This is a genomic window from Streptomyces sp. NPDC039430 (assembly GCF_055639435.1).
Window position 1 is genome coordinate 33568 of the sequence record NZ_JBVKAK010000003.1, and the last position, 19835, is coordinate 53402.

At 69.7% G+C, this 19835-nt stretch carries 13 protein-coding genes; 9 read left to right on the forward strand and 4 right to left on the reverse strand.

Annotated features, from left to right (window positions below):
- Positions 1-19: 19 nt before the first annotated feature.
- From ACZ7LS_RS09410 to ACZ7LS_RS09420, 3 genes are all read left to right on the forward strand, one after another.
- A complete protein-coding gene (locus tag ACZ7LS_RS09410; RefSeq protein WP_385136850.1) occupies positions 20-2782 on the forward strand; it encodes a pPIWI_RE module domain-containing protein in 2763 nt (920 codons plus the stop codon).
- A gap of 838 nt (positions 2783-3620) precedes the next feature.
- Complete coding sequence (locus tag ACZ7LS_RS09415; RefSeq protein ID WP_385136851.1) at positions 3621-5582, forward strand: S9 family peptidase; 1962 nt, start codon at positions 3621-3623, stop codon at positions 5580-5582.
- On the forward strand, positions 5579-7222 hold the full coding sequence (locus ACZ7LS_RS09420) for an AMP-binding protein (protein ID WP_385136853.1): 1644 nt from the start codon (positions 5579-5581) through the stop codon (positions 7220-7222). The genes ACZ7LS_RS09415 and ACZ7LS_RS09420 overlap by 4 nt, the downstream gene beginning before the upstream one ends.
- Before the next feature lie 29 nt (positions 7223-7251).
- Here the strand turns inward: ACZ7LS_RS09420 and ACZ7LS_RS09425 are convergent, their stop codons facing one another.
- The 3 genes from ACZ7LS_RS09425 to ACZ7LS_RS09435 form a co-directional block, all read right to left on the reverse strand.
- Complete coding sequence (locus ACZ7LS_RS09425) at positions 7252-8526, reverse strand: MFS transporter (RefSeq protein WP_385136854.1); 1275 nt, start codon at positions 8524-8526, stop codon at positions 7252-7254.
- 66 nt (positions 8527-8592) lie between these two features.
- Positions 8593-10053: a benzaldehyde dehydrogenase gene (locus ACZ7LS_RS09430; protein ID WP_385136856.1), complete on the reverse strand. Its 1461-nt coding sequence runs from the start codon at positions 10051-10053 to the stop codon at positions 8593-8595.
- Between the two features lie 322 nt (positions 10054-10375).
- Positions 10376-10882: an SRPBCC domain-containing protein gene (locus tag ACZ7LS_RS09435; protein WP_382523685.1), complete on the reverse strand. Its 507-nt coding sequence runs from the start codon at positions 10880-10882 to the stop codon at positions 10376-10378.
- Between the two features lie 161 nt (positions 10883-11043).
- Here ACZ7LS_RS09435 and ACZ7LS_RS09440 point away from each other — a divergent pair, with 161 nt between their 5' ends.
- Positions 11044-12633 carry a GH39 family glycosyl hydrolase gene (locus tag ACZ7LS_RS09440; RefSeq protein ID WP_382523688.1) on the forward strand — a complete coding sequence of 530 codons (1590 nt, stop codon included), beginning with the start codon at positions 11044-11046 and terminating at the stop codon, positions 12631-12633.
- Positions 12634-12757: 124 nt separating this feature from the next.
- Positions 12758-13969: an ROK family transcriptional regulator gene (locus ACZ7LS_RS09445; protein ID WP_382523689.1), complete on the forward strand. Its 1212-nt coding sequence runs from the start codon at positions 12758-12760 to the stop codon at positions 13967-13969.
- Between the two features lie 117 nt (positions 13970-14086).
- On the opposite strand, the gene ACZ7LS_RS09450 is transcribed toward ACZ7LS_RS09445, so the two are convergent.
- Positions 14087-15448: an enolase C-terminal domain-like protein gene (locus tag ACZ7LS_RS09450; RefSeq protein WP_382666029.1), complete on the reverse strand. Its 1362-nt coding sequence runs from the start codon at positions 15446-15448 to the stop codon at positions 14087-14089.
- A gap of 134 nt (positions 15449-15582) precedes the next feature.
- On the opposite strand from ACZ7LS_RS09450, the gene ACZ7LS_RS09455 reads away from it, so the two are divergent.
- From ACZ7LS_RS09455 to ACZ7LS_RS09470, 4 genes are read left to right on the forward strand one after another with little or no spacing between them, the layout of a single operon-like run.
- Positions 15583-16965 (forward strand): ABC transporter substrate-binding protein, encoded by a 1383-nt coding sequence (locus ACZ7LS_RS09455; RefSeq protein WP_385136859.1) that lies wholly within the window; start codon positions 15583-15585, stop codon positions 16963-16965.
- Positions 16962-17981 (forward strand): carbohydrate ABC transporter permease, encoded by a 1020-nt coding sequence (locus tag ACZ7LS_RS09460; RefSeq protein ID WP_385136861.1) that lies wholly within the window; start codon positions 16962-16964, stop codon positions 17979-17981. Before ACZ7LS_RS09455 ends, ACZ7LS_RS09460 begins: the two co-directional genes overlap by 4 nt.
- A complete protein-coding gene (locus ACZ7LS_RS09465; protein ID WP_382874530.1) occupies positions 17978-18886 on the forward strand; it encodes a carbohydrate ABC transporter permease in 909 nt (302 codons plus the stop codon). Before ACZ7LS_RS09460 ends, ACZ7LS_RS09465 begins: the two co-directional genes overlap by 4 nt.
- Positions 18883-19794 (forward strand): NAD-dependent epimerase/dehydratase family protein, encoded by a 912-nt coding sequence (locus ACZ7LS_RS09470; protein WP_385136863.1) that lies wholly within the window; start codon positions 18883-18885, stop codon positions 19792-19794. The genes ACZ7LS_RS09465 and ACZ7LS_RS09470 overlap by 4 nt, the downstream gene beginning before the upstream one ends.
- The last annotated feature ends 41 nt before the right edge of the window (positions 19795-19835 follow it).

Genomic DNA, 19835 nt, shown 5'->3' on the forward strand with positions numbered 1-19835 from the left:
GCTTCCAGGAGACAATTTCGTGTATCACACCATTCGCGTAGCGGCCTACGAACCCGACCCGCTCCGTGGACCGTGGCGGGAGGAGATGAGGGTGCTGCGGCTCGGTGAGGAGTTGCACACCGAGCTCACCAGGATGCACGCCGCGGCCGACAAGGGGTCCGTGCGCCCCGACCGGCTCCCCGTACGCAGACTCAACTCCCTGCTCCAGGCGATGGCCCCCGGTGTCATCGCGACCGGTCGCAACGCCGGAACAGACGGCCGCCTGCCGTGGTTCTACGCGCGGGAAGCCGTTCCGCCGGAGGTACTGGCTCCGGTGATCGGCACTTGGGCAGCGGGCATGTGCCGGGAGGAGGACGATGCCGAAGGCGCCGATCTGGAGGAGAGGCTCCGCTCCGACGACCCGACCGAGGTCGTGCAACTGCCGCAATGGGAGGCCGAATCGGTCGACCTCGCCGAGACCGTGACCTCGGCGGGCGGAACCGCCGAACCCGCCGCGCGGCTCTACAGCCTGCTGCCTGAGTGGGTTGCCTTCCGGCTGGCCGCCCGGACGTTCCACACCGGGGGCACCACACTCGACTTCCGCGTCGAGAGCTCGGGCAACGGTGCGCGACTGGTCTCCTGGCCGCCCCAGCGGTACGGGCACCGCGGGCGGACCTGGTACTACTCGGCCTGCCTCAACATCACCGTCCACACCGTTCCGTTCGCCCCACGGTTCCGCGTCCATGTGTCCACCCAGGTACGCCGGTGGGCCACTCGGCTGGACGTACGGCCCCACCAGCTCGGCGGCACTACCGTCCTGCTCGATGCTCCGCTGCCGTGGCCGGGAGGGCCGGACCGGGGCCACCGGCTGATGGTGAACACTCTTGGCTACGATTGGCGGCTGAAGGAACTGGCCTGGCGCCATCACAGCCCTGTGCCGCTCGTGCCCGAACTAGACATCGTACGCAACTATCCTCAGCCCGGAGCGCTCTTCACTCATCCGGAACGTTGGATCAACGGGTCCGGGGACGTGGCCGCCGGCATCGTCTACCACCCGTCGATCGGCCCGCACAAGGTCGGACCCGGGCTGATGCCACGGGAGCGGGCGGATCTGGACGCCTGGGTCGAGGAAGGCTTGCGCCCCATGCTGACCCGGGTCCCCGACCTCACGCGGGTCACCCGGAGTAACACCCCCTCGCTGCTGCCCCGTTCGGGTGCCGGACGTGGCCCGGGCGTCCGGGAAGCGCAGCTGGCCTTGCAGCGGCGGGCGGCGCTGGCGCGCGCACTGAACGGCCATCCCCTGGAGATCGACGTCTTCTGGCAGTCCCCGGAGACCCGTGCCGCACTGCTCGCGGAACTGCCGAAGCTCATCGGCTTCCCTCCTGGGGAGAGAGTGGGGGCGGCCGACGACGACACCTGGCGGTGGCGCGACGAGGGGGTCGAGATCCGCGTACGAGCCCGGCCCGCAGGACCCTTGGCCGACGCCCTGCCGGTCCTCCGGGAGCGCAGGCGCCCCAGGGTCGTCCGGCTGGCCGAAGCCGTCGAAGAACGCTGCCGGCTCGTAGCGGACCGGGTGGTCCCGCGACCTGACGGGGCCGGAGTCGTGATCACGGAGATCGCCAGCAAGGAGCGCTTCGCCGCCGTCCCTGACTCCGACCCCAAGCACGCGCTACGCATCGCCTGGGCGCGGCAGGGCCGGCTGAGCCAGTTCGTCAACCTGCCCGACGACGCCGAAGGGGGCCTGGAGCACCGAGCCAGGTGGACCTGGCTGGACGCCTTCCGGCAACTCGGCGCGATCAGCCCGCCCGCCCACCGGGTAGGAGCAGGAATTCCCGGCGACCTCCAGTACGCGGCGCTCTGGCTCGTACGCCACACCAGGAAGGGGCCCACGCGCTGCCCCGTCCGCAGGCTGGTCGCGGTGCGGGTCCGCCCCGGGGACGGACCGGGCGTCATCGAGGGGTGGGATGCCGAGCGCGCCGAATGGGTGCCGTACCCCAAGCTGTTGCTTCTGCTCTCCCAGACAGTGGAGCCGGTGGCGGGGGAGGAGGTTGATACGGGAGGCCTTGGCGACGGCGAGGCCTCCCGGGGAGGGCTACGGCCAGCTGCCCGGCCGGGCGTGGAGCAGCACAGGCACCGGGAGACCGAACGGCAGATCCGTGCGCTGCTCTTCCAGCTCCGCGACCGCCCGACGCTCCTGCTGGCGGACGCCGGCAATCTGCGCCAGAGCTGGCCCGGCCTGCGGAACGGCGTACTGGACCGCGACGTGCTCGGCTTCGGTACCGAACCTGCCCAGCGCCACACCCTCTACGGCGACGACCTGCGGGTGGTGCTCGTACGGGACGCCAACGCGCGTGAGGAAGTGGCGGAGTGGTACGCGCACGACGCCAAGGACAGGGTCGGCTTTGCCGAGGGAGTGTGGGGGACGACGGAGACGGAGAACCGTGTCTTCGCGAGTACGGCCTCGACCCCGCACACGGTGGCGAAACTACCGAAGGGACTCATGAAGTTGGCGCCCACGGCACAGGGTCGGACAGCACCGGGGAAGACCGCCTGGAACCCCGGGCAGCTACAGATCACCGTGCTCGGCTGCCTGTCGGAGAAGGCGCTGGCGGACTCGGGGCGTGAAGGGGACCTGCCCGACCGGCCGGCGGAGTGGGCGACGCTCACGCACCAACTGCGCTACCACGACGACTACCCGCCGCTCGCCCGGCCCCTTCCGTTGCATCTGGCGCGCCTCGCCGGTCAGTACGTGCTTCCGGTGGCCAGAACGAAGGAGGAGGGGAGTACGTCATCCACTCCATGAGCGAGGCGCCATCTGCATAGGACATCCCGACGAACCACGCTGTTAGGGTCACTGGGCATTGGTCGCGAGGTTACGACGTGTCGCAGCTGCTGAACGTGTGCCAACCCAGCCCGGGAAGCCCGGCAGATCCGCGAGCTGGCGCAGGACGTTCACAGCGCACGCTTTCAGGGCAAGGGCGGCGTCCTGTATGTTCCGCAACCTCTGCTTCCGTCGCGCCCTCCCCACCAAGTCAGCCCGCACTCATCTCGGTGAACTGATAGGTGGCGAGGCACCTCTCGATCTTTCGTGGACCGACTGGAGCGGGTGACCCTCGGTGGGATCATTGAGCGCGATTACCTTCTCCGCCGTGACGCCCAATTGACGCTCTGCGTGCCTGGTGACCCTGCTCAGAAGCGCATAGATCGGTATCACGAACACTCTCCAGGGCAAGACCGTGATCGCGTGACCCACGCCACAGCATCGGCAATCGTATATGGGTGATCAAACTGCTTGCGGGGGCCGGTCCCGTATGCTTCGATGCTCGAAAGATGGACATGTAAACAAATAAATTGTCCGGACTTGAGCTCGCCAATGGTGTGCCAGGTGTCCCGATGGATTAACGGTCGACGAATGAGGGCAGTCGTGCGGCTGGGTGGTTTCGGTGGGGTTGAGGGTGGACGGGACCGAAAGTGCCGTGCGTGTTCGGAACACGACTTCTTGGAGCGAGATGGATATATCGGTTACCTCTGAGCGCGGGCGAGAAACGCCGTCGGTGGAGGAACGGTTGAGGCTGGGTATTGCCGACTCCTCGCGCTTTCGTATCGCGGAGCAGGTCGCTCTGAGCCCCCGTGGTGACAGCGTGGCGATCACGGTCCGCGGGGCGGATGAGTCGAAAGACCGCTGGACGTCCAGCCTCATCGTGAAGAGCACCGCGGACGAGGCGGGCGAGGGCGAATTAGTCGCGCGGGGCGGGGCGGACGCGCCGTGTTGGTCGCCGGATGGGGAATGGCTCGCTCATCTGGGCAAGGAAGACGGCGAGCCCGGGACCTCGGTGCTGGTGTGGTCCGCCACTACGCGCACGGTCCGTTCGCTGGTCCGGGGCCTCAGGGCCGCCAGTCACCTGATGTGGTCGCCGGACGGCGGCGAACTGGCCTTTGTCGCCGCCGCTGAGGACGCTGAGGCCGGGGAGGCCGGCGTCGACGTGCGGGCGAAGAGTCGTCCCCGGGTTATCAAGGACCTCGGGTACAAGATGGACGGCGTCGGCCTCGTTCCTCCTGCGCGCCGTCACTTGCATGTGGTGAAGCCGGATACCGGTGAGGTGCGTCAGCTGACCAGGGGGGACTTCGATGTCTACGCCCCGGCCTGGTCTCCGGACGGGCGGACGGTCAGCCTCGGCCTCAGCCGGGCGGCCGGCCATGTGCCATGGCCTCTCGCCGATGTGTATCTGCTGCGGACCGCCGATGGGGATATCCGGCAGGTCTGCGACTGGGGCGGCACCGTCGTCTGGACGGGCTGGACGCCGGACGGCCAGGTCGTCTTCGCGGGGCAACGCTGGGCGGGCCCCTGCCGGCGCGGCAGCTTGTTCCATCTTGACGGCCGCTCGAAAGAGCCGGTCGATATCCTCGCCGGATTCGATCGGCGCCTGGTGGCCTCCGCGCGCGGCGCCGCGCCCGCGGCCGTATTCCTCGGTACCGGGGAAATCCTTTTCTGTGCGCGGGAGGCAGGGTGTACGTGGGCGTACACGGTTTCTCTCGCGGGTGGCCCCGTAACTCCATGGTTCACCGGAAAATCCACCGTCATTCAGGGATTGAGCGCCTCGGCGGAGGCCGCCTCGCTGGCGCTTGTGATCAGCGATGCCGAAACGGCGGGCGATGTCTATGTGATGAAGGGCGACACGACCGAATTCCGCCGGATCACCCACCTCAATCGATGGGCGGACCGGGCGGCGATCACGCCGGCCGAGGACATTCGGTTCTCTCCGCCGGGCCGTGCCGAATTGCACGGTTATCTGCTCCGAGGGCGTGCCGAAGGGACCGAAGGGCCCACGCTCTTCGACATTCACAGTGGGCCCGATTTCGCCTGGCGGCCCAACTTCTCTCCCCGCTATCTCTATCAACAGGTACTGGTGGACCGAGGGTGGAATATTCTGCTGCTCAATCCGCGCGGCAGTGACGGCTACGGTGAAGAATTCATGCGCAGCCTGGTGGGGCGCCTCGGATTCAGCGAGGAGGAGGACTTCCTGTTCGCCCTCGACTCCATGGTCCGTGACGGACTCGCGTACGAGGGGAAAGTGGCTGTCATGGGCTACAGCCATGGTGGCTTCATGACGAACTGGCTGACCTCCCGCACCGACCGGTTCGCCGCGGGCATCAGCGTCGCCGGAGTGTCCAACTGGACGAGTCTGTACGGGACGTCCTCCCTGGGCGCGACGACCACGCCCGCTCTCCTGGGCGGAACACCCCGGGAACTGCCCGAACGATACGCCGCCAGCTCACCCTTGACGTACGCCTCAGGCGTTGAGGCACCCACGCTCCTCATGCACGGTGAGAGCGACCTCATGAATCCGATCGGCCAGAGCGAGGAGTGGTTCACCGCTCTGCGCGGTGCAGACCGTACGGTGGAATTCGTGCGCTACCCCGGGGGCCGGCACCTCTTCATGCACAACGGCGCCATCAGCCAGCAAGAGGATTACGGCCGACGCATCGTGCGCTGGCTCACGGAGCATGTGGAGGGCCGGTCCACACAGGCCCGCGGGGAAGCAGCCGGGACCCGGGCCCGCCGGGAAATGGCCGGGACCCAGGGGCAGGGGGACAGCCTGTGAGCCGTCACGATGGTGTGGCCCAGCGCTTGCTCACCGACATCGTGTGGGAGAGGGCGAGCGTCCGGCCCGACGGGCCCGCCCTCGTCGAACTGCGCGAGGCCGGCGGTGACGTGGCGCTCTCCTGGCGGGAGCTTGTGGACCGCGCCGACCGTACGGCATCGGTTCTGGCCGGACTCGGCGTACGGCCGGGCGAGGCCGTGGTCGTCCAACTGCCGAACTCCGCGGACTTCGTCACGGTCTCACTGGCGCTCCTGCGCATCGGAGCGGTGGTCTGCCCTGTGCTCCCCAGCCTCCGTGAGAACGAACTCGCCCACGTCCTGCGGCGTTCCGGGGCACGCGTCCTGGTCGTGCCGGAGATGTTCCGCAACCGCGCCCATGCGAGAGAAGTGGCCGCCATGACCAGGGGCGGGCCGGTCGCGGCGCTGGAACACCTCCTGGTGGCGCGGGGGCACTCGCCCGTGGACCGGCTCACCGACGCCGAGCGGGACGAGGCGCACCTCGCGGTCCACGAGCTCGGCGCGTGTGTGGCCGAGGCCGGGCCCGCGGGTGAGCCGGTAGGTCCGGCCGGGCATTCTCCGCACGATGTCGCGCACCTGCTCTTCACCTCCGGCACCACGGGGGAGCCCAAGGGCGTCCCCCACCGGATGGACACGCTCAACCGGGCCGCGGAGCTCACCGGCGACAGGCTCGGCCTGACGGCTCTCGACCGGGTGCACATCGCCGCGCCCATGGCGCACCACAGCGGATTCCTCTACGGGATGTGGCTGTCCATGCTGCTCGGCACCGTGCAGATCCTCCAACCGGTCTGGGAGGCGCAGCGGGCGCTGCGGGCGTTCCGGGACTGGGGCGGCACGTTCATGCAGGGGTCGACGCCCTTCCTGCTCGACATGGTCGACGCGGTCGACGCCGGCGCGGAGGCGCCGCGGTCGCTGCGCACTTTCGTGGTGACGGGCGCGTCGGTGCCACGCGCGCTGGCCGCGCGCGCCCGCGGCTCTCTGGAACTGCGGGTGTGCGCGGCCTGGGGGAGTACGGAAACCTGCATGGCCACGCTGTCCGCACCCGAGGACGATCCGGCGATGGTCGCGGCCACGGACGGGCGTCCGCTGGACGGGGTGCGGCTCAGGGTGACGGACGACTCGGGCGCCGTGCTGGAAACCGGAAGGGAGGGCAATCTCGAAATGACGGGACCCTCTGTCTTCGAGGGATATCTGGGCCGGGACGATCTGACGGCCGAGGTATTCACCGGCGACGGCTGGTACCGGACGGGTGACCTCGCCGTGCTGGAGTCCTCCGGATATGTGCGTATCACCGGTCGCGTCAAGGATGTGATCAACCGCGGTGGGGAGAAGATACCGGCCGGGGCCATCGAACAGCTGGTGAACGCCCATCCGTCCGTCCGGGAAGCCGTCATCGTCGGAATGCCCGATCCGAGACTCGGGGAACGCGCCTGCCTGTTCGCGGTGCTGTATCCCGGAGAGGTGCTGGATCTCGAAGGGGTCCGGGCCCATCTGGATGGTGAGCGGGTGACGAAGCAGTACTGGCCGGAGCGGGTGGAGATCGTCGACGCACTGCCCCGCAATCCGGCGGGCAAAGTGCAGAAGTATGTGCTGCGTGAGCGCATTCGGGGCCGGAACGTCTGACGCGTCCGCCGGAAGAGGTTGGCATGGCGTCACACAGGGGGTGACGCCGTGGCTTCCTTCCCGGTCGGCCGCGTGGAAGCCGCGGCCTCGGCCAACGCCGCCTCGATCTTGCGGTTCGTGGTCATGGGCACGGTGGCCAGCGTGGCGACGGCAAGGAACATCGCACCCATCAGATACGGCGCGCGCAGGCCGGCCACGGTCGCCAGATAGCCGCCGAGCAGTGCGCCCAGCGGGGTGGCGCTCACCGCCATCAGGCGAGCGGCGGCGGAGACACGGCCCATGAGTTCCTCGGGGACGATCGCCTGGCGGACCGACGGCCCCAGCACCATCGAGACGCCGAACGCGGCGGCGCGAACGATCATCGCGGCACCCGCCGGTGCGGGGCTGCTGGAAAAGCCGATCGCGAGTTGCGCACCGACCAGGAGGCCGGCTCCCAGAGTCAGCGCTCCTCCGGTGCCGAGCCGGTCGCGGAGCCAGCCGGCCATCGCGGCACCCGCCAGTCCTCCGACTGCCTCGGTGGCGAGCAGGAGCCCGTATCCCCCGGGGCCGAGGCGCAGCTTCTCCTGAGCGAACAGGACGAAGACAGCGGTGCCCGCGCTGAAGGCGAGGTTGCCGAGAGCAGGGCGCAGCGACAGCCCGAGCAGTACGGGGTGGCGGAACAGATAGGCGGCGCCGGCCCGCGCGTCGACGAGCAGCGGACCCCTGGGCGCGGGGGGTTTCCTCGGGGTCACGGGCAGCGAACGGATCACCAGGGCGCTGAACACGAACGACAGCGCGTCGGCGAGAAACGGGACGGCGCGGCCGAGGGAGAACAGGGCGGCACCGGCCGGCGGGCCGAGGAAGCCGTTCGCACTGGTCTGGGTGCCGAGCAGGCGTGCGTTGGCCTTCCGCAACCGCGCGGGGTCGCGTGCGAGGAGTTCGGGCAGATAGGCGGAGGCGGCGGTGTCGAACAGAATCTGACCGATGCACAGCGCGAACGCGATGGCGATCAACAGCGGGATGCCGATGAACCCGGCGGCGACGGCGGCCACCGCCGCGATGAGCAGTGCGGCGCGGGCCGCGTCGCATATCCACATGGTGCGCCGGCGGTCCCAGCGGTCCACGAGCGCGCCGCCGACCAGCCCGAACAACAGCCACGGCAGCCGGGACGCCGCGGCGACCACGGAGATCACGACGGGATCGCGGGTCACGCTCGCGGCCAGCAGCGGCAGTGCGGACATGTAGACGCCGTCGCCGAAAGCGGATACGCCCGACGCGGCCCAGACCCGCCGGAACGCTTTCGGCAACGCGGCCTTGTCGGTCAACGCCTCTCTCCCCTCTGAAGCCTCTCTCCCCTCTGACCGCTGACGCTTCAGAGGCCCTCTGACGCCTCAGAACGGAGGCGCCGCGGCCCGGTCACGGATGGTCACCCACCGCCATTCGGTGAATTCCTCCCAGTGGTTGAGGGCGCCGTGCCGGCTGCCATTGCCGGAGGCTCCCAGTCCGCCGAACGGAACGTACGCGTCGTCCTCGATGGTCGGATCGTTGATATGGGCCATTCCGACGCGCAGCTGACCGGCCAGGGCCTCGCCCCGCTCCGGGCTGCCGGTCAGCACCGACGCCACCAAGCCGTATTCGGTGCGGTTGGCGACGGCGAGCGCTTCCCCCTCGTCCCGGACCCGGACGACCGGTGCGACCGGACCGAATATCTCCTCGCGGAACGCGGGCATCTCCGGGGTGACGCCGTCGAGCACCGTAGGCCGATAGAACAACTCCCGGTACGTTCCACCGGTCCGCAGGCGCGCACCGGCCGCCACCGACTCCCCGACGATCCCGTCGACGCGCTTGAGCTGCCCGGCGTCGATGAGGGGACCGATCCGGGCGTCCTCCTGCCAGGGGTCTCCCACCGGAAGCTCGTCCGCCAGCGCGGTCAGCCGTTCCACATAGGCGTCCGCGACCGAATCGACCACGATGTGGCGGCCGGCCGACATGCATATCTGACCCTGGTGGAAGAACGAGCTGAACGCGCCGATCCCCGCGGCGGCCTCGATATCGGCGTCCGCCAGGACGATCAGGGCGTTGTTGCCGCCGAGTTCCAGCGAGGTCCGTTTCAGCGCACGTCCGGCGCGCTCGCCGATGGCCCGGCCCACACGGGTCGAGCCGGTGAACGCGATGAGCGATACCTCCCGGGCGTCGACCAGGGCTTCCCCGGCAGCGGCACCACCCGGCAGTACGTGGAGCACGCCCTCCGGCAGTCCGGCATCCTCGAAGAGCCGCGCCACCAGCTGCCCGCCGCAGACCGCGGTCCGTGCGTCGGGCTTCAGCACGACCGCGTTGCCGAGCGCGAGGGCGGGTGCGACGGCCCGCATGGACAGGACGAGCGGTACGTTCCACGGGCTGATCACGCCCACGACGCCAACCGGCACCCGGATCGCCGTACTGCGCCGGCCCGGCACCGGTGGCATGAGATGACCGTACGGCTGGCCCGGCAAGCCCGCGGCGACCAGCAGTTCGTCGTGCACCGAAGCGATCTCGTGCTCCGCCTTCGCCCGTATCGAGCCGCTCTCACGGATCAGCCACTCCACGAACTCCTGCCGGTGCGCGAGCAGCAGTTCCGCGGCGCGGCGCAGCACCGCGATCCGCTCCTGGTGTGCTGTCTTCGCCCAGCGCGGTTGCGCCGCCTCGGCCAGGGCCGCGGCGCGCCGTACGTCGGCGGGGGCGGCGAGCCCGACACGGGCCAGCGGGCGGCCCGTGGCCGGCTCGACGACGGGGGCCGCCCCGCCGCCCGGCCGTACCCAGCCGCCCGTGCTCAGTGCTCCGTCCAGTGACTCGGGAGTCAGCAGTGGGGACATGTCTCTCCTAGGGCGTGTTGCGAAAGTAGCGCCGTCCGCCCGCGGGGCGTCGCGGACCAGGCGGGACCTTCGCAACACGCCCTAAGTCCGTGTGCCCGGGGCCGGCGTCCATCGACGGCAGCAAGGTCGACCTCTCGTCGATTCGCGGCGGGAATTCCGCTGAAGTCCGCGGGGTCAAGCTACCGTTGACCCCACGGGGGTGCATCGTGAGGCAGGTCACATCGTTCAACTCATAGTCGAAGTGACGTGACTGCCGGTGGCGGGGGTGCCGGAGGAGGGACACGGAGGCGGCCCGGCCTCGCCCGGCCCGGTGCCGCGCGCCTCATCGCCCGTGCGGCTGTACGGGCTTCTCGCTCCCGCCGTCCGGTCCACCGTCGGCCTCGACCAGCCGGGCGAGGTTCGCCAAGGCCATGCGGGTGCCCAGTTCGTTGTCGGCGGCGGGCACGTCGTCGGGCATTCCCTCGTGCACGATCAGGACATCCGTCGCGCCGTCCGCGTCGGTGAGTGTGGTCGTCATCGTGATCGTGCCGCTCATGCCGGGGTCCGCCGTCTCGAACGCGAACACCTCGGTCACCTGCTCGTCCGGCACGAGCCGTACGAACTGGCCGTGGTACGTGTCGGTGTGTGCGGCCGACTTGCCGGTGGCGTTCGGGTCGTCGTAGGTGAGGGAGACGCGGAAGGTCCCGCCTTCGCGGGGATCGAACGCGTGCACCTGGCTGGTCATACCGTCGGGCACGCGCCATCGCGCGATCGCGTCCGCGTCGAGAAGTGCCCGGTAGACGGCCGCGCGCGGTGCGTTCACGCGGCGGGAGACTCGCGTTGCGTACATGGAGTCCAACGTATCGGCGGCGATGGCCACGACGGCAGGGGAAGGGGCGGTGGTCGGTCCGTCGCCCGGGATTAGATATATCAATCATTTTGATTTATGGTCTATCGCACAGCATCAGCATCAGCACCACTGCCTGCCGTACCGGGACGGAAGGAACCACCATGTCGGGCGACATCACGGTCAGTGCCCTCGCGAACGCCCCCGCGACCCCGCTGCCGCACTTCTGGAGCCGCGTCGTCGGCGCCGGGCGCGCCAACGAGGGGCTGCGCGCCGACTGGCAGCGCCAGCTCCGCGAGGCCCACGAGGCGTGCGGCTTCGAGTACATCCGCTTCCACGGGCTCTTCCACGACGACATGTTCGTGTACACGGAGCGTGAGGACGGCACCGCGGTCCACAACTTCCAGTACGTCGACGCGCTCTTCGACTTCCTCCTCGACCTCGGGGTCAGGCCGTTCGTGGAGTTCGGCTTCAGCCCGCGCGCCCTCGCCCGGGAGACCAACACCGTCTTCTGGTGGGGAGCGCACGGCGCCCCGCCCGTCGACCTCGACAAATGGGCCGCGCTGATCGACTCCCTCACCCGCCACTGGATCACCCGGTACGGGATCGAGGAAGTGCGCGGCTGGTACTTCGAGGTGTGGAACGAGGCCAACCTCCGGGGCTTCTTCCACGGCACCCGCTCCGAGTACTTCGAGCTGTACAAGGTCACCGCGGGCGCGGTGAAGAACGTGGACGAGCGGCTGCGCGTCGGCGGCCCCGCCACCTCCAACTTCGTACCCGACGAGCGCTTCGGCGGTGAGTCCGAGGATGTCTCCCGGCGCATCGTCGCGGGCCGCGACGACATCGACGAGCTGGAATGGCGTCCCGTGTGGCTGGCGGCCTTCCTGGACTACTGCGTCGCGGAAGGGCTGCCCGTCGACTTCGTCTCCACCCACCCGTATCCCACGGACTGGGCGCTGGACGAGCACGGCCAGGGCGAGAAGCTCACCCGCGGCAAGGACGCCACCCCGGTCGACCTGGCCCTGCTGCGCGAGCTGATCGCCAAGAGCCCGTACCCGGACGCCGAGATCCATCTCACCGAGTGGTCCTCGTCCTCCTCGCCGCGCGACCACACCCATGACACGCTGCCCGCCGCCACCTACGTCACGCGCTCGATCCTGCACTCGATCGGTACGGTCGACTCGCTCGCGTACTGGACGTTCACGGACGTCTTCGAGGAGGGCGGGGCGGGCGACGAGCTGTTCCACGGCGGCTTCGGCATGATCACACTGCCCGGTATCCCCAAGCCGACCTTCCACGCGTACCGCATGCTGCACGCGCTCGGCGACGAGCTGATCGAGCGCGGCGAGGACCATGTCGTGACCCGCTCGGCCGCCACCGGCCGGATCACCGCGCTCGTCCACCACTATCCGGAGGAGGAGCCCAAGTCCGTGCCCGCGTCCTTCGACGACCGGTCCGTGGCCGAGGTCACGCAGGCCAAGGGGCGGCCCAGGCGGCTGGCGCTGGAGATCGGCGCGCTCGCGGCCGGCGCCCCTTTCCGGGTCGAGGTGCTGGACGCCGCGCACGGTGACGCCATCGGGGCCTGGCGGGCCCTCGGCTCACCGGCCGCGCCCACCCGCGAGCAGCTCGCCCACCTCGACCGGCTGGCCCGTGCCACCGAGGTACGGACCGTCGCCGCCGGCGAGGACGGGGTGCTGCGGCTCGACACGGCCGTCAGCCCCTGGTCGCTCATCCTCATCGAGCAGTTGGGCTGATACCGGCACAAGCGGGCTTTGCGGACACGCTCCACGCCCCAGCCGGTACTATTCCATCGATTTGACGCACCCAGGGAACGGCGGCATCTGGCCGCCGTCCCTTTCCGGGGCCGGGAGACGGACTTTGACGAGCAAGAAGGCGAGCGCCGGGAAGGCGTCGATCAGACGCGGCACCAACCTGCCGCGCATGGGCGACTTCAACGAATCCGTCGTCCTGGACGCGATCCGGCGCCACTCCGCGGGCCTGAGCAGGGTCGAACTCGCCCAGGCCACCGGGCTGTCGGCGCAGACCGTCTCCAACATCACCCGCAGACTGCTCGACCAGGGCGTGGCCCGCGAGTCCGGCAAGCAGAGCACCGGCAGCGGCAAACCCCGGACGCTCCTCCAGATCGCCCCCGGGGCCCGCTACGCCGTGGGCGTGCATCTCGACCCGGCCGTCATCACGTACGTACTGCTCGACCTGCTCGGTACGGTCGTCGCCCAGCGCAGCGAACGGACCCCGCGCGGCGGCGACACCGATCAGGTCGTGGCGGGCATCGCCGCCTCCGTGACCGCGCTCGTGGACGGGTCGGGGGTGGACAGGGAACGCGTACTGGGCCTGGGCATCGCCGCGCCGGGACCGATCGACGCGGCGGCCGGGCTGGTCGTGGACCCGCCCGAGCTGCCCGGCTGGGGCAGCGTTCCGCTGCGCGACCAGCTCAGCGAGGCGACCGGCTACCCCGCCCTGCTGGACAAGGACGTGATCGCGGCCGTCGTCGCCGAGCGCTGGTCCGGGGCGGCGACCGAAAGCCGTAACTTCCTCTTCTTCTACCTCGGCACAGGCTCCGGCATGGGGCTGGTCGTCGACGACACCGTGCTGCGCGGCGTCTCCGGCAACGTCGGCGAGGTCGGCGGTCTCGGCGCGGCCTGCTCGACCCGGGTCCTGGTCGACGAGGCCATCGCGCTCGGTGTGCTCGGCGGGGAGTTCACGCCCATGGATCCCGGGGACGCCCAGCGCGGCCTGGAGCAGCTGGCCGTCCTCGCCGAGCGGGGGGAGGAGCGGGCCGGCAGCATCATCGACCGCTGGGGGGTCCGGATCGGCCGGGGGGTCTGCGCGGCCGCCACGCTCCTGGACGTGGACACCATCGTCTTCGGCGGCCCGATATGGCACCTCCTCGCCGACCGGCTCCTCGCCCTCATCGAGCCGATGGTCGCGCAGTCGCCGTTCGTCAAGCCGATCCATCCCACGCTGGTCATCACCACCGCCGTCGGCGAGAACGTCGCGGCCGTGGGAGCGGCGTCGCTGGTCCTGGACCGGACGCTCTCCGCGCAGCCGAAATCCCTGCTGCTGGGGTGAGCCGCGGGCCGGGAGCGAGCCGCGGACGAGGGTACGGATACGGGTACGCGTGAGGCCCCGCCGGCCGGCGGGGCCTCACGCGCGTACGGAGCCGGTCAGGGCCGCGAACGGCGATGGTCAGGGCCGCTGCACGCTTCCGTCCGTGTTGCGCAGCAGCGCCCAGCGGTCGTGCTCCAGAGGCTCGGTCACCGGGTACCTGCGTACGGCCGACTCGTCGAAGTCGACTCCCAGGCCCGGCTGTTCGGAGGGGTACAGACGCCCCTCGTGCGGCACGGGCGCGCCGGGGAAGACCTCCAGGGTGGCTTCCTTGAAGGCGGCCGCCTCCTGGACGCCGAACGCGGGCGAGCTGATGTCCAGGGCCAGGTTGGCGGCCATGCCGACGGGGCTGACGTCGCCGGGACCGTGCGGCGCCGTCCGCACCCCGAACAGCTCGCAGGCCGCGACGAGTTTGCGGGTGGGCGTCAGGCCGCCCAGGGTGGGGATACGGATCCGGGCGAAGTCGATGACCCGCTGTTCCAGCAGCGGCAGGTACATCGTGATGTCGTGGTACAGCTCTCCCACCGCGAGCGGGACCGAGCCGGCCCGGCGGAGCTGACCGAAGTGGGCCGCGTCCTCGGGGGCGAGGGCGTCCTCCAGGAAGAACAGCCGGGCGTCCTCCACCTCGTGCACCAGCTCACGGGCCTGCGAGGGCGTCAGCCGCTCGTGTGCGTCGTGCAGCAGCTCCACGCCCGTGCCGACCCGCTCCCGGATGTCGCGCAGCACCGGCGGGACATGGCGCAGATAGCTCAGGGAGTCCCAGCTCCCCGCGCGCAGCCGGCGCCGGCGGGCCTCGGCCTCGTCGCGCGGGGCCGTGCCGTAGGTGTCCGTGCCGGGGACCGCGACCTGGACGCGGACATGGCGGTAGCCGCGCTCGGCGGCGGCGAGCACCCGCTCGGCGATCTCGCCCGCCTCCTCGCCGTCCACGTGCGTGTACGCCTCGGCGGCCTCCCGGGCCCGGCCGCCCAGCAACTGGTGCAGCGGCAGCCCCGCCGCCTTCCCCTTGATGTCCCAGAGCGCCACATCGACGCCGGCCAGGGCGTTCTGGGCGATCGAACCGCCCCGCCAGTAGCCGCTGTTGAGCAGCAGCCGGTGCAGGTCCTCGATGTCGTGGGGGTCGCGGCCCAGCAGCATCGGACCGAAGTAGTCGTCGACGACCGAACGGATCGCCAGGGTGCGCTGCGGGTCGCTGGCGCAGCCGAGTCCGTACAGGCCGGGCTGGTTCGTCTCCACGCGCACGATCACATAGGGACAGCCCTGCGGGGCGCACAGGAAGGTGCGGACCGCCGTCACCCGCAGGGAATCGGAGCCCCGCGAGGCACCGGAGCCCTCCGAGGAGCCCCGCGGGGAGCCGGACCGTGTCCAGGGGGCCGGGGCCAGCACCTCCGCCGTCTCCGCCCGCTCCGCGCTCTCTGTCGTATCCCGTGTTGTCGCTGCCGTCATGGGTCCCCTCCGAGGTGATGGCACGTCCGTGTTTTCCCGGTGTTACAACTGTTGACACCGTACATCAAGTCGATTTAGATTCGCTGCGTCATAGAGGAGCTGGACGGACAGCCCCGAAGAAAGGCGCTGGGAACGTGATACGACTTCTCCCAGCCGCGCGTCGTACCTCGATACTCGCTTCGGTCGCCGCCATGGGCGTGCTGATCGCGGGTTGCGGTTCGAACGGCGGGAACGGTGCCGGACGCGATGAACTCACCATGTGGACCTTCAAACAGTCCCATGTGGCCGCTTTGCAGGCGGCCGCGGAAAAGTTCACCGCCGAGACCGGAACAAAGGTGAATATTCAGGCGGTGACGCCGGATGACGCCTTTCTGACCAAGGTTCAGGCCGCGGCCCGTACCAACGACCTGCCCGATGTGCTCGAAGTGCACGCCAATGGCGATGACCTCGCGTTCGGCGGGGCGGGCCTGCTGGAAGACCTCTCCAAGGACGTCGACCGGAAATGGCTGGACCAGTACCTCCCCCAGGTCCTCAAGGACGGCACGGTCACCCCCGACGTCTACAAGGCGTCGCTCACCGAGGGTTCCAAGACCCAGGGCGTGCGACTGGGGCAGCGATTCAGTGTGCCGCTGACCGTCGGCACCCAGGGCGTCGTCTATATGAACAAGAGCCGCGCGGCGAAGGCCGGGGTCACCCGGGCGCCGGCCACCTGGGAGGAATTCATCGACGCCCTCGACAAGGTGAAGAAGGCGTACCCGGACAACGGCGGGGTGACCGTCGGTGTGAAGCAGCCCTCCACGGCTCTGGAATGGCTGATGCAGCCGATGGCGTTCGGCCTGCTCGGGAAGGAGAAGTTCGAGGCGCTCTTCGGCCCCGACGCCTCCCAGGGCTGGTCGTCGCCCAACGGCCAGAAGGTGCTGAACACCTACAACGAGGTGACCCCGTACTGGATGCCGGGCACCCAGTCCAAAGGGATCGACGAGGCGGATCTCGCCTTCGCCCAGGGCAAGGCGTCCTTCGACATCGGCGGCACCTACACGCTGGCGTTTCTCGCCGAGAACGGCTACGACGCGGACAACCTCATGACATTTCCCGTGCCGCCGCCGAAGGACGCCGCCATCCCCGGCCTCCAGCTCTCGCCCTTCTCGCTCACGGGCCTCTCCATCACCCGGAAATCGGACAAGAAGGACGAGGCGCTGCAATGGCTGAAGTTCCTCTCCAGGGACGATGTCGCCGCCGACTTCGGAAAGCAGGCACTCGACGTGCCGCCCAATGATCTCGACAAGAGCCAGAGCGAGGCGCTCGGTCCCGTCCTGAATTCCATGGAAGCGGCCTTCGGCTCCGGCAAGAATTCCTACAACGCGGGCTATACCGCCTACCGTCCCAGCCTGTACGACCCCGGAAAGGTCGGAGCCGTACTGGCCCAGTTCACCCCGCTGAAGTCACGCAGCGCGGAAAGTACGGGTGCCCAGATGAGTTCCATGCTGAAGTCCTACTGGGCGGAGCAGAACAAATGACGGCCGGAACCGGTACGGCGACGGTCGCCGGCACCGGCACCGGGAAAGGCGCGGGTCCCTCGTCCGCCGGGGAGCGGGGCGGCGGCGCACCCCGCCGCGGACTCTTCGGCGCACTGCGCGAGAAGCGCAAGCAGGCCGCCTGGGGCTACCTCTTCGTCGCTCCCGCGATCCTCCTGTTCGCCGTCATGGGCGTCTACACCATCGTCTACGGCTTCTCGCTGAGCTTCGCCCAGTGGAACGGCTTCTGGCCCGAGTGGAACTGGCGCGGCTTCCGGAACTACACGGATCTGCTCGGCGGCAGCCCGACGTACTGGCCGATCGTGAAGAAGGCCGCGGTCAACACCCTGTGGGTCGTCATCGCGGTCCCCCTGCTCACCGTGCTCGTCGCCTTCCCGCTGGCCCTCGTGCTGAACCAGGTCAAGCGCTTCCAGGGCGTCCTGCGCTCCGTCTACTTCGTGCCGTACGTGACGACCGGCATCGCCGTCTACTTCGCCTGGAACTACATCCTGGAGCCCAACGGCGCCGTCAACCTGCTCCTCAAGACCGTCGGCCTCGGCTCGCTCCAGCAGCCGCAGGGCTGGCTCGGCAACCCGGACACCGCGCTGGCCACGATGATCGTCGTCATGGTCTGGTCGGCCGTGCCGGTCGCGATGCTGCTGTATCTGACCGGACTCCAGTCGCTGGACAGCTCCCTGCTGGAGGCCGCGCAGATCGACGGCGCCGGCTGGCTGCGCTCCACCACGACCGTCGTCTGGCCGCTCATGAAGCCCATCACCGTCGTCGTGCTCCTGCTCAACGTGCGCGACTCCCTCCAGGGCTTCCAGTCCTTCCTGATCATGACGAACGGCGGTCCGGGCGACTCCACGAGCGTCCTGGGTCTTGAGACCTACCGGCTCGCCTTCCTCTCCGAGCTGTCCCCGACGCTGGGTCTCGCCAGCGCCCTGGGCTGGCTCCTGTTCCTGGCGGCCCTCGTCGTCGCCTTCATCAACCAGCGGGTGATGAGGAGGATGGGATGAGCGGCGAAACGCTTTCCCCACCGCGGCGGGCGGGCATCCGTGTCCAGGACCGGACCGTGCCGCGGACCGGCGGACGCAGGCCCGTCGGCAGGACCGCCGTCCGCGCGGTCGTCGGGATCGTGCTCGCCGCCTACGCGGCGGTCAGCGTCTATCCCTTCCTGTGGATGGTCTCGGCGGCCTTCAAGACCAACAAGGAGGTGCAGGAGGGCGGTCATCTCATACCGCACGACCCGACCCTCCGCACCTTCGCCGACACCTGGAACAAGCTCGACTTCTTCGACTACTTCCTCAACAGCGTCAAGGTCACCGTCCTGACGACCGTGCTGGTCGTGGTGGTCTACTCGGCCGCCTCGTACGCCTTCTCCGTGCTGGCGTTCCCCGGCAAGAAGTGGCTGTACCGGCTGTTCCTGGTGCTGCTCTTCGTGCCCGGAGTGGTGACGCTGCTGCCGATCGTGCTGCTGGAGAGCAAGCTCGACATCCTCGGCACCCACTGGGGCCTGATCCTGCCGTTCGTCAACGGCAGCGCCCCGCTGGCGATCCTGATGCTGACCAACGCGTTCAGATCGGTGCCGGGGGAGCTGCGCGAGGCGGCGCGCATGGACGGCGCGGGGGAGCTGCGGATCTTCAGCCGGATCTATCTGCCGCTGGCCAGGCCCGCCGTCATCACCATCGCGCTGCTCACGGCGATCCCGACCTGGAACGAGTATCAGCTCACCCGGATCTCACTGAACGACCCGCACACGTACACACTGCCGATCGCGCTCCAGGCGATGCAGTCGCAGAGCGTCGTGCAGTACAACTCACTGATGGCGGCGGCTCTGATCATGGTGGTCCCGGTGATCGTCCTGTTCCTGTGCGCCCAGCGTTACTTCGTCAACGGACTGATGGGAGCGGTCAAGGGATGAGCGGGCGGACGGTACGGAAGAGCGGCCGGACGGTACTGGTGACCGGGGCGGCCGGCGGGATCGGCCGCGCCGTCGTGGCCGACCTCCTCGGCGCGGGCTTCCGCGTCGTGGGCGCCGACCTGGAGCGGGGCGACGGCGACGACGGCTGTGTCCGGTTCATCACCGGCGACCTCGGCGAGGCGAAGACCGTCACGGCGAGCTTCGCCGCCGCCCGGGAGGCGGCGGGGGAGGACGGGACGTTCGCCGGGGTCGTCCATCTCGCGGCGTACCCGGCGCCCGGCATCGTGTCGGAGGAGGAGACACTGCGCGCCAACGTGCTCGCCGCCTACCTGGTGTTCCAGGAGGCGGGCCGGCTCGGGGTGCCGCGCGTGGTCGGCGCCTCCAGCGCGTCGGCCGTCGGCATCGCGTGGGCCGACCGGGATCTGCACCCGGTGTACGTCCCCGTCGACGAGGACCACCCGGACCTCACCGTCGACTCCTACGGGCTGTCCAAGGTCATGTCGGAGAAGGCGGCGGAGTTCACGACCCGGCGCTACGGCACGGCCACGGTCATGCTGCGGTTCCCGTTCGTCGGGGCGGGCGACCGGCTGCGGGAACGGCTGGCCGAGGTGCACGGCGACCCCGCGTCCAATCGCCGTGAGCTGTGGGGCTGGCTGCACACCCCTGACGCCGCCCGAGCCGTACGGGCCGCCCTGACGGCCGACCTCACGGGCCACCATGTCGTCAACGTGGCCGCGCCCGACAGCGCGGCCCTGGAGCCCACCCGCGAGCTGCTGGAGACGTACCACCCCACCAGCGAGATCCGGGGCGCCCTCGACGGGCACGCGTCGCTGTTCGACACCACCCGCAGCCGCGAACTCCTCGGCTTCACGGCGGCGCGGCGCGAGGACATCACGGAAGCGGACTGAGCCGCGCGCCCCGCCCGCCGGGCCGAAGCCCCCGCCCGCCG